The sequence below is a fragment of the Bartonella queenslandensis AUST/NH15 genome (genome assembly GCF_000312585.1).
GTDB classification, from domain to species: Bacteria; Pseudomonadota; Alphaproteobacteria; order Rhizobiales; family Rhizobiaceae; genus Bartonella; species Bartonella queenslandensis_A.
Genome location: NZ_HE998012.1, coordinates 59742 through 70277, shown reverse-complemented (window position 1 = coordinate 70277; position 10536 = coordinate 59742). Strand labels below are relative to the sequence as shown.

Sequence of the window (10536 nt, the reverse complement as noted above, 5' to 3'; positions counted from 1 at the left end):
GGCAATTTGATGTGGTTGTCATTTTGTTCAATAACCATATTTTTCGTTTTCTGACGGCAGCTCCCCGTAATTCTCAAAATTTTGCAGAGATTGCCAAAAAAACGGTACAAAGTTTTCACCCTCTTTCAACTTCACAGTTAAAAAAATTGAAACCCTTAAAAATCAGTATTGTACGCGTTAAACAAGGAGAAAATGTTGCAAACCTTGCCAATAAAATGCAACACACACCAGACAAAGAAAAACTCTTTCGTATCCTCAACGCCCTCTCACCAACGCAAACTTTAAGCGCCGGTACAAAAGTGAAAATTATCACCGAATAAGGCTCCTTTTTCATCTGCTATAGCCTTAATTCTTGTCTGTCTGTATCACACCTTCCCCCAAGCAATGGGCCAATGAAGCTGGTACCCTCAAAACCAGCTTCATCATGCCCTACACCCCCCGCACCTGTAATATTCTCCTTCTCCTTAAAAAGCCTTATCGCAGCTTATATATCGTGAAGATCTTCTGAATGAACGGTCAGGAGAGCAGAAGATTATTTCTGCAAAGACCTTCTCAGACGAACCTCACCCTCCAATCTTCTTCTGCTCATAAAACGGCTCAATGAACCAGTAAGGAAGCGTAAAGCTGGTACTCTCAAAACCAGCTTCATCGTGCCCCACCCCCCGCACCTGTAACATTCTCCTTCTCCCTAAAGAGCCTTATCGCAGCTTATATATCATAAGCATCTTCTGAATGAACGGTAAGGAGAGCAGAACGCAATTTTTGCAAAGCCCGTGCTTCAATTTGGCGCACACGTTCTTTCGAAATTCCTAATTTTTCACCCAAGACTTCTAAAGTAGCCCCCTCTTCATTGAGGCGACGAAAGCGAATAATTTCCAACTCTCGTTCATTGAGAATTTGCAACGCATCGTAAAGCCATTGCGTACGCCGTTGACCATCAATCACTTGCTCAATTAAAGCATCAGGAAGAGGACTCTCATCAACCAAAACATCCATCTTCGCAATGGGATTATCACTGTTTTCAGAAACGGAAACGCTCAAGGAATTATCAGAACTGGAAAAACGAAAATCCATTGTTTCAACATCTCGTACGGAAACACCGAGTTTTTCAGCGATGGTACGAAAAATATCCTGTTTTGACAAAGCACTATCATCTTGCACCAGTTTTGCACGCAAACGCCGCAGATTAAAGAAAAGCGCTTTTTGCGAAGAACTGGTTCCTCCACGAACGATTGACCAATTTCGTAAAATATAATCTTGAATAGAAGCGCGTATCCACCATGTTGCATAGGTCGAAAAACGCACCTCCCGATCAGGCTCAAAACGTGCTGCGGCTTCCAACAGCCCCACATACCCTTCTTGTACCAAATCCCCTAAGGGCATTTTGAAACGTTTAAAGCGGTTCGCAATAGCAATCACCAAACGCATATGAGCCGCTGCAATTTGATGCATGGCATCATCATCGCGTTTATCTTTCCATCGCAGAGCCAAATCATGCTCTTTTTGCCGTTCAAGATAAGGTGCTTTCATAGCAGAACGCATCATATTACGTCCTAAGCTTTTGTCTGCATCGCTATAATTTTTGCTGTTTTTATAAACAGCATTTGAAAGATTACCCATAATAACCCCTTGCGATTAAAATTATCAAAATTGATTTGGCAACGACATCATTGTTATTTCTTTAAAAAGAACGCAAAAGTTGTTTACTTCTGCCTCACTACTTTAGCGTGTAATTTTATAATCGCAATTGTTTTTTTCATCATCATGGTAAAACTTCTTGTCATAAGACATAATTTCACCTGCAAAACGCCCCTCAATATGCCTTTTAGCCTATGAAATATTTGAAAAAAACTTTCTCTTCACTTTTCATGGCAAAACAGCAAAAAAATAAAATGATCAGACAAAATACATGCTGTTTTTTTGATGACCGATTCCGTTTCCTTGTAAATTTAGAGAATCTATTTTTATGCTTTCAGCTTTACATTACAACTAATCAGCCTTACATTACAACTAATAAGTGTAATTCACAAATATAAAATATCCCAACTGAATGAAAACTGAATAAAAGAGAAGCATCTAAGTTTTAAAGGCGCAAAAAGAAACATCAAAAAACGACAAGAGTGATTGAAGCAAGCGCAACAAACGTGTTAAAGAAAGAGCAGCATTATGGAGTTGTCGCAAAAGGCTTTTTACCAGTATCGCACTGAGAAAGAAAATGATCATGGATAGCAAGATTGTTCAACAGAATGAGATTCTTCAGGATGATATTCTCATTGAAAAACACGGAAGGGGTAAATTTGAAGGTTTTCGTTTTTATGCCAATAAAAACGATACCGATCAAACAGCTGAGAAGCAATGCTCAATAGAGAATGAACATTTGATTCTTGCGTTTTCCAAACGTGCGATACGTTTTTGTGCTTGCGCAAATGGCGATTTTACCCTTAGTTCTGATGGCATTGTGCGCTGGATTGGTCAACCTGTAGGACAACTTGTTGCCACAGAAGATTTTTTTAAACCCAAATTGATTGTTTTAGCAGACTCACAGCTTTTGGGAGAATCCCGCGATAACGTCATGAAACGATTAGAGCGCTTTGTAACCTTTCATTTTGAAACGGCTTTAAAGCCCCTATTTGATTTACGCAATGCTGATAATTTAACAGATTCAAACAACAGTCTTGCCTTACAACTGGTTAGCTCTTTAGGGGTTATCCCCCGGCGCGAAATTTTAGACCTTGTCAAAAACCTTGCGCAAGAATCACGTGCCATTCTTCGACGTCTAGGTGTGCGTTTTGGCGCTTTTCATATCTATGTTGCAGGAATGCTTAAACCTGCTCCGGTTCAAGCCATTACCCTTTTGTGGAACCTTCAAAATGCAGAACAAGACCAAACGGGTTTGGCCGAAATTTTTACAGCGTTATCTGCGGGTCGAACCTCTTTGAGTGTTGACCCTACCTATAACCGCCAATTTTATCAATTAGCTGGTTACCGAATCTTAGGACAACGTGCCGTACGGATTGATATTTTAGAACGTCTTGCCAATCTCATCCGCCTTGCACTTCATTGGAAGCAAGGAAATGATCCCAAACCCGATGGCGCCTATGACGGCAAAAGTTTTTTTGTAACCCCAGCCATGATGTCCATTCTTGGAGCCAATGGAAACGATATGGAAGAAATCCTCAAAGGACTTGGCTACCAATCATACAGTATAAGCAACACTGTTTTTGAACAAAATCTTCTTGCACACAAAGCTTCTTCCCTTATCAAGGAGACAACACAAGAAGTTCCAGCAGCAGAATGCGTTGGCAGTCTATGGCAAACAATCAGTCCTTCAGAAACAACCCAAGAAGAACAAAATACCTCATCCCTAAATACTTTATCCTCATCCTCTTGTATTGAAAAACACTCCCATAACAGCAATCATTTACCAGCAGCTGAACCTGTTGGAAATTTTTCCAAAGCCATTCCCCCTACAGCAGTGGATAAAGTCGTTTTATTATGGCACTATAGGCATCAACTTCACCACCACTCACAAAAAAAACGTGATAAATCTGGACATAAGTGGAAAAATAAACCAAAAAGTGTTGTACAAAAAGAGGGCAATGCCAATGGAAATTTCCCTCAAGAAGCGCCATCACAAACAAAACGTTCTCATAAGTTCCATAAATCCCAAGACAAACGTGCAAATTATAAACCTCTTCAAAAAGAAAAGCGTTTTAACCCTGATTCACCTTTTGCGAAATTAGCTGTACTACGCGATCAACTTTCCAATCATAAAAACACGCACACACTCTCATCTAAAGAGAATTAAAGTAACGAATGGAGTTTGATCTTGACCCACGTAGTAACCGACAACTGCATTCACTGCAAATATACGGATTGCGTTGAAGTTTGTCCTGTCGATTGTTTTTATGAAGGTGAAAATATGTTGGTCATTCATCCTGATGAATGCATCGATTGTGGTGTTTGTGTGCCAGAATGCCCAGCAGAAGCCATTGTACCTGATACAGAACCAGGACTAGAAAAGTGGTTAGAGCTTAATCTTCATTATGCGAACAAATGGCCCAATTTAACCACAAAAAAAGACCCTCTCCCTCAAGCAAAAGAAATGGATGGCGTTCCAAACAAACTAGAAAAGTATTTTTCAGAAAATCCAGGCAGTGGAGAAGAGTAATGATACAGTGTACAACTTCCTCCTGCAACAATTGAAAGACTTCTCTTGTAAAAATAAAAAAATCCTTAAGCGAAATGATTGATTCTTTTAAAGTTTGATGTTAGTGTTATTCTAACATGATCATTTTTCTAAGTATTTTTCTTTGCTTTTTTTAGTAAAGCAATGTATTTTTTTTTGGATTTAAAAGTACTCGGCTTTTATGCTCACTTAATTGATACAATATACTTGGTTAAAGAAAACTCACCCTCAGGTTTATAACCTGTTTTCCGATGCATTTGCTGATCATAAGGGAGTAAACTAAAATTATGGCATCCCAACATGGAACGTCCTCCAAGACTAAAGAATTTGCAACCTCTGAATATATTGTCTACCCCACGCATGGCGTGGGACAAATTATAGCAATTGAAGATCAAGAAGTTGCAGGACATAAATTAAAACTTTTTGTCATTCATTTTGCGAAAGATAAAATGGATGTCAAAGTCCCCATTGCAAAAGCCCTTTCCGTTGGAATGCGTAAATTATCTGCTGGTGATTCCGTCGAACGTGCTTTAAAAGTCTTACGCGGAAAAGCACGCGTTAAACGAACCATGTGGTCACGCCGTGCTCAAGAATATGATGCTAAAATCAACTCAGGAGATCTTATTTGTATCGCTGAAGTGGTCCGTGATCTTTTTCGCTCTAACCTACAGCCGGAACAATCCTACTCTGAGCGTCAACTTTATACCGCTGCTCTTGAAAGAATGGCTCGCGAAATTGCGGTTATTAATAGCCTTTCTGAAACAGAAGCTATCAATCTCATAGAGACGCATCTCTCCAACAAGCCAAAACGCGAATTTAAAACTGAGAGAGAAGAGACAGTTGAAAACAGCAAAACTGTCTACGCTGCATAATACACTCTTTCATAACAACAGGATATTTTGATAAAACCAGCAAAATGCTGGTTTTATTTTTTTTATCACCCTCTGCACGCTCAAGAACAGAGTTTTTAACCAGCACCAATAAACAATCTAGCTTTTCGACAAATTCCACCTACCACCACTTCATGTGCTTTACTTCATAAATAGCTCATTGCTTAATCATCATAATAGATCATTCTTTATATTCAATTATAAGTCTAAATACAGGAAGATTCTCTCACATCAAATCATTAAAATAACTTCCTTACACATCATATTCAATTCAAGATATTGATTTATAAAGATAGTTTATCGTTTTTCATATTGAATGAAAACCTTGAATATCGTAAAATTCTCTCATTTCCAGCCTATTCTACATTGAATCAATCAAAAATGCTCGCTTACCTATACGGGGACATATGAGTAAAACTTTAAAAAAGGCATACCTCTTATGAACCGCTTCAAAAACCAAGGTTTTTTGAAACATTAAGAGCGAGCACCGTCATAGACTTTGTTCGCTTGCTCTTTTAGGAAGCCTAAAGATAGAGTAAAATAAATTTTATCTTATTTCATTGGAGCTTTATCGTTTATACCATTCACGAAGCCCCATCACAAAATAGCTGAAAGGCCTGTTGAGAGAAGTTCCCTTTTAAAAAAACGCTAAAGTCTTAACCACGAGAACGGAATGCCCACACCACATTCCCGTTTTCAAATCAATGTGATGAGGGCGACGCAATTCACCGGAATTTTTATCCTCGATATAAGCCAGCGCCTTAAAGTGAAAATGCACGCTCGAGAACGTGCATTCACCGATGAATCAAAGGAACCTACCATCGCAAAAGAAAAATAAAAACGCTAAAGTCTTAACCACGAGAACGGAATGCCCACACCACATTCCCATTTTCAAATTAATGTGATGAGGGCGACACAATTCACCAGAGTTTTTATCCTCGATATAAGTCAGCGCCTTCAGAGCATCAGCCGAACGGCGCATCTCCCTTCTCATTCGAGAGGGATAAAATGCTCAATCCTTAACTACCAAAACGGAACGTCCACGATACATCCCCGTTTTCAAATCAATGTGATGAGGGCGACGCAATTCACCGGAATTTTTATCCTCGATATAAGTCGGCGCCTTCAGAGCATCAGCCGAACGGCGCATGCCCCTCTTCGCTGGAGAGGTTTTTCGTTTAGGTACAGCCATAAAAAGACACTCCAAATCCATTAAAACAGAAAAAGCAATGTCAAAAATGACAATGCTTCATTCAAAAACACCATAAAATTTGAAGCTACTATACACTGATAAAGAGAAAGAGGCAATGTCAAAATGATCCCTCTCTTCCCAAAATGACCTTCCTTTTATAAAAAATGGTGTCACAATACCCAAGTGAATATCAAAAATACCGCAAAATTTGTGGATTTTATTACAACAATGAAAACATTTTCATAAGACGAGCATTTAATTTTTTATTTGGCTTTAAAAGGGATTTACGCATACAGTAGACAGACGCATAATGGAGAGGAATTGATTTTTAATAAAAACCTACACAAATTGACAAAAACAAGAAAAAGCTTCTCTCTTTAAACTTCATAATTTCATTTTTGTAAAAACAAAGGAAGCAAGAATGCACGAATTTACCACCCTTCTTGCAAAACATAGCCACACCGTTGAAAGTCGCCTGAACACACTACTAAGTGATCAAATCCAAAATGGTGAAATTTCACGTCCTGCAAACTTAATCAAAGCGATGCGCTATGGTGTGCTGAACGGTGGAAAACGCCTGCGTCCTTTTCTTGTGATTCAAAGTGCTGCACTTTTTGATATCCCTGTAGAACATTCCCTTGATGTTGCATGTGCCTTAGAATGTGTTCACTGTTATTCACTCATTCACGATGATCTTCCGGCCATGGATAACGATACACTCCGGCGCGGAAAACCTACTGTCCACGTAGAATTTGATGAAGCAACAGCAATTCTAGCAGGCAATGCCCTCTTAACATTTGCCTTTGAAATCATTGCCCATAAAGCAAATGCACTGTCTACAGATATGAGAATAAAATTGATTACAGCTCTTGCACAATCAGCCGGACTTGGTGGTATGCTAGGGGGACAAATGTTGGATCTTGAAGCTGAAAAAAAACCGCAAGAGAGTACTGACATCATCACACTACAACGCATGAAAACAGCCGCCTTAATAAGCTTTGCTTGCCAAGCAGGCGCCATCATTGGCAATGCCTCCAAAGAATTATCTACAAAGTTGGCAACTTTTGGGAGCTACCTTGGTTTAGCCTTTCAATTAACCGATGATCTTCTTGATGTCACCGCCAACACGCAAACCCTAGGCAAAACTGCTGGGAAAGATGAAACAGCACAAAAGGCAACTTTTGTTCGTCTTTATGGCATTGAAGAAACCCAAAAAAAGCGAGATGCGCTCATCACAAAAGCAGAAGCCCTCTTACACCCCTTTGATGCCAAAGCACTCCCCCTCCAACAAGCTGCCCGCTTTAGTGCAACACGCAAAAATTAACCTCATCTGCCTGATTACATTCCACCTCATTGCACCTACCGTACACTGTTCTCTTCATTCAGTGTACAATAAATTTTTCAAAAAACCTTACCATTAATCCACATTATACTATTGGTTTCATCATTAAATGCCCATCGTTAAATGGATGTGACTAACCTTCAAAGAGATCATTAAAACAAGCGCAATGAATTTATAAAATAAGTGCATTCTGGACATCTTATTTTGCATGAAGAACAAGAGAAAAAACGTCAAGAAATTCGCATTCAACGCATTGATTTATAATATTTAATTTGAATCATAACAACAAAGTATATAATAACTACAGTTTAATAATCATCGCTGTCATTCTTCAATATGTCACGCTCTTTATCGCATTTATTCAACGCATTGCATAAAAAAATTAAACAGAGTATGATGCCTGCGACAAAAAAGTAAATCATTATTATTCTATATAATAACGTAATCTACCCCCTCTCCACATTTAAAAGAGCAAGGATTCCTACCAGTACCAATTTTAAACAGTCTAGGTTCTTAAAGCAGGTGCTTACGCCTATTTTATAGTTCAAGGCTCAACAAACAAGACTGAAGAAACTAAACCCGCTAACAATACCAACAACAAAATCGATCATCAGGGCATTGATCTGAATAGGCTTATGCACTTTTACCACTGAATACGCACACTTTAGCGAGACATTGGCCAGCAATTAACAAGTGAGAATAAAAACATTTTATATACTATCCCATTGACTGAACGGGTACCACCACCATTCCTTTAACAAGGGCATAATCCGGCACAATCATTTTCTTCGCTCCTTTCCAATCTTGTCAGAAACTCTTGGCACAATGTGCATAAGAAGAAACTTCTTTTTAAATGATTTTTTACACCATTCCTCTTCGTAAAATGCAAAAGACATGATTTTGATCGATTGAATGAGACATAGATTTGCATAAGAAAAACGGACCATATTCAGCTTTCTCATTCAACATGCAAAACAATGATGGGACTCAAACAAAAACTTGACCCACTATAACACTCCATAAAGCACCTATAATAATAAGTGACTATTCTTACTGAACTTTTTTGAGATTTCCATCTCAAAAAAAATACTGCCAACAAGTAAATCAATAAATAAATAGCAAAAATATAAACGAGCGAGAAAAAGCCAAATATATCGACCATATACGCACTCATGTAAAAAAATACCAATAAGCTCAATCTTCCAACGGTTGACAAGAAAGACTCGTATGTCGCCCTAAAATGATCGCTAATACGATCATGTAGAATAACTTCCACACGAAGATAGGTGTACTTAATGAGATAAAAAATCATACAGACTAAAATGATAGCAATTTCTTTTCTTGGTTCAAAAAAAACGACTGTAAAAATCATGGAAACTGAAAGAAACAGCAATAAAACAAAATTTATCTTCTCACTTAGTTTGGTAAAGAAAAAACTAGCCAAGAGCTGAGAGAACAATATCAGTGAAAATGTCACTCCAAGATCAAAGTAAGTGACATGAATATGATGATCTTTAAAGATCCACTGCCAATATTGCGAAAATATATTGAAAAAAATCAATGAAAAATAAAAGCATAAAGAGATATAAGGAACTTTAACAAAAATAGATACCATCTCTTTAGCTTCACAAATGAGAGGATTTGCCTGAAAAGCATTTCCGTGTCTTGGTTTTCTCTGCCCTTTGAGGTCATCAAGAAAAAACAAACCAAAGAGTGTTGTCATCAACATTAAAAATGCCGCGATATACCATATATATTGGCTTGAATAATCAGCAAAATAGGCACCGATCAAACTAAATATAAACATGCCAATGTAATTATATTGAGAACTTGATCCCAGCACCTTTTTAGTCGATGTCAATTTTGCTTTTGCATATTGCACAAGTAAAGCATTATAAGCTCCCGCAATCAATGTCAGCAACACTGCATTAAAAGATTCAGTCAAAAGAAAACCGTAAAAGCTTGTAGAAACGCCCATGAGAAAGAGCCATGTAGCAGCAAAAGCCGCTGCCAAAACAATCGATATTTTATAACTTTTTCGATCAGCAAAATATCCCAAAGGAATATCGGTAACTATCATAAATAAAAGCCTGAAATGACTTAATGATCCCAATATCAATAAGCGTTAAGCCTTTTTCAAGCATATAAAAGACAATAAAGGCGCCTGTTAAAATTCTTATACCGTTAAATAAAAAGCCAAATGCCAATATATTTGCCATGCATTCCCCCAATAACGCCGCAAAGATACTCGTATACATCATTTTAGATTAATATAAAATTTACATTTTACGACAAATAGGGCAATAACCGCTATAAGGATCTTCAGTTCTATCAATTTTACAGCTGGAAAAATTAACAATTAATGTTTTTTCTATAATTTGACATTTGTCAAAATCCGTTAAATATTTTACTGCCTCAAGAGCAGCCAAAGAACCAGCAACAAGATCTACGAATCCATCAAAGTATTCATATAGTTTTGCTTAATAATCTTAACAAACTCAAACTCATTAACATCCTTCATATGATTCTGATTCACACATGCATAACATCTGGTTTACCTGGAATAATAAATAGCCCAACAATAGCATTTACCGTAGCCGAAGCTGCATATAACAACAATACATTGATTGATATAAAAAACATTCATTGTCTTGCATGTCGAATAAAAATCTTAGATATTGCAAGATTCTTTCATCATATACCCTCTCATAGATGTATTAATTAAAATCACTGACTTGCCTTTCACAAGCGCAGAGGTGTCATATGAGTCAAAACTTTACAAGCAAAGATTAAAATACCTCTTATAAGCTATCTCAAGTATTAAGAACTATATAGGCAACGTATTGATTTATAATGATAATCTAGCGTTATTCATATTGAATGAGAGTCCCGAATAACGTAAGATTCTCTCATTCCAAACCTG

At 37.6% G+C, this 10536-nt stretch carries 9 protein-coding genes and 1 pseudogene; 5 read left to right on the top strand and 5 right to left on the bottom strand.

The annotated features are described in order from the left end of the window. Nucleotides 1–320: pseudogene (locus BN338_RS07865) on the top strand (metalloprotease); the annotation flags it as partial. 388 nt (nt 321–708) lie between these two features. On the opposite strand, the gene BN338_RS07860 reads toward BN338_RS07865, so the two are convergent. Next, on the bottom strand, nt 709–1620 hold the full coding sequence (locus BN338_RS07860; RefSeq protein WP_039760766.1) for an RNA polymerase factor sigma-32: 912 nt from the start codon (nt 1618–1620) through the stop codon (nt 709–711). A 601-nt stretch (nt 1621–2221) separates the two neighbouring features. On the opposite strand from BN338_RS07860, the gene BN338_RS07855 reads away from it, so the two are divergent. From BN338_RS07855 to BN338_RS07845, 3 genes are all read left to right on the top strand, one after another. Further along, nucleotides 2222–3808: a hypothetical protein gene (locus tag BN338_RS07855; RefSeq protein WP_039760764.1), complete on the top strand. Its 1587-nt coding sequence runs from the start codon at nt 2222–2224 to the stop codon at nt 3806–3808. A gap of 21 nt (nt 3809–3829) precedes the next feature. Next, a complete protein-coding gene (gene fdxA / locus BN338_RS07850; RefSeq protein WP_012232471.1) occupies nt 3830–4171 on the top strand; it encodes a ferredoxin FdxA in 342 nt (113 codons plus the stop codon). 305 nt (nt 4172–4476) lie between these two features. Then, the gene (locus BN338_RS07845) at nt 4477–5061 is read left to right on the top strand and encodes a CarD family transcriptional regulator (RefSeq protein WP_039760761.1); all 585 of its coding nucleotides are present in this window, start codon (nt 4477–4479) and stop codon (nt 5059–5061) included. Between the two features lie 655 nt (nt 5062–5716). Here the strand turns inward: BN338_RS07845 and rpmF (BN338_RS11250) are convergent. Genes rpmF (BN338_RS11250) through rpmF (BN338_RS07840) form a run of 3 tightly spaced genes read right to left on the bottom strand, consistent with a single transcriptional unit; the run spans nt 5717 to nt 6271 of the window. Then, complete coding sequence (gene rpmF, locus BN338_RS11250; protein ID WP_425277466.1) at nt 5717–5857, bottom strand: 50S ribosomal protein L32; 141 nt, start codon at nt 5855–5857, stop codon at nt 5717–5719. A 27-nt stretch (nt 5858–5884) separates the two neighbouring features. Continuing rightward, nucleotides 5885–6073, bottom strand: a complete 189-nt coding sequence (gene rpmF, locus BN338_RS11245) for a 50S ribosomal protein L32 (RefSeq protein WP_083868456.1) — start codon at nt 6071–6073, stop codon at nt 5885–5887. 18 nt (nt 6074–6091) lie between these two features. Then, the gene (gene rpmF / locus BN338_RS07840) at nt 6092–6271 is read right to left on the bottom strand and encodes a 50S ribosomal protein L32 (RefSeq protein WP_005774555.1); all 180 of its coding nucleotides are present in this window, start codon (nt 6269–6271) and stop codon (nt 6092–6094) included. Nucleotides 6272–6692: 421 nt separating this feature from the next. Here rpmF (BN338_RS07840) and BN338_RS07835 point away from each other — a divergent pair, with 421 nt between their 5' ends. After that, the gene (locus BN338_RS07835) at nt 6693–7595 is read left to right on the top strand and encodes a polyprenyl synthetase family protein (RefSeq protein ID WP_039760755.1); all 903 of its coding nucleotides are present in this window, start codon (nt 6693–6695) and stop codon (nt 7593–7595) included. Between the two features lie 976 nt (nt 7596–8571). Here BN338_RS07835 and BN338_RS07830 read toward each other — a convergent pair. Further along, complete coding sequence (locus tag BN338_RS07830) at nt 8572–9693, bottom strand: MFS transporter (RefSeq protein WP_244427638.1); 1122 nt, start codon at nt 9691–9693, stop codon at nt 8572–8574. Nucleotides 9694–10536: the final 843 nt, after the last annotated feature.

Excerpts from the sequence above, each read along its gene's own strand:
- BN338_RS07860 (WP_039760766.1), bottom strand. The coding sequence starts at position 1,620 with ATGGGTAATCTTTCAAATGCTGTTTATAAAAACAGCAAAAATTATAGC.
- BN338_RS07855 (WP_039760764.1), top strand. The coding sequence starts at position 2,222 with ATGGATAGCAAGATTGTTCAACAGAATGAGATTCTTCAGGATGATATT.
- BN338_RS07845 (WP_039760761.1), top strand. The coding sequence starts at position 4,477 with ATGGCATCCCAACATGGAACGTCCTCCAAGACTAAAGAATTTGCAACC.
- rpmF (WP_083868456.1), bottom strand. The coding sequence starts at position 6,073 with ATGAGAAGGGAGATGCGCCGTTCGGCTGATGCTCTGAAGGCGCTGACT.
- rpmF (WP_005774555.1), bottom strand. The coding sequence starts at position 6,271 with ATGGCTGTACCTAAACGAAAAACCTCTCCAGCGAAGAGGGGCATGCGC.
- BN338_RS07835 (WP_039760755.1), top strand. The coding sequence starts at position 6,693 with ATGCACGAATTTACCACCCTTCTTGCAAAACATAGCCACACCGTTGAA.
- BN338_RS07830 (WP_244427638.1), bottom strand. The coding sequence starts at position 9,693 with ATGATAGTTACCGATATTCCTTTGGGATATTTTGCTGATCGAAAAAGT.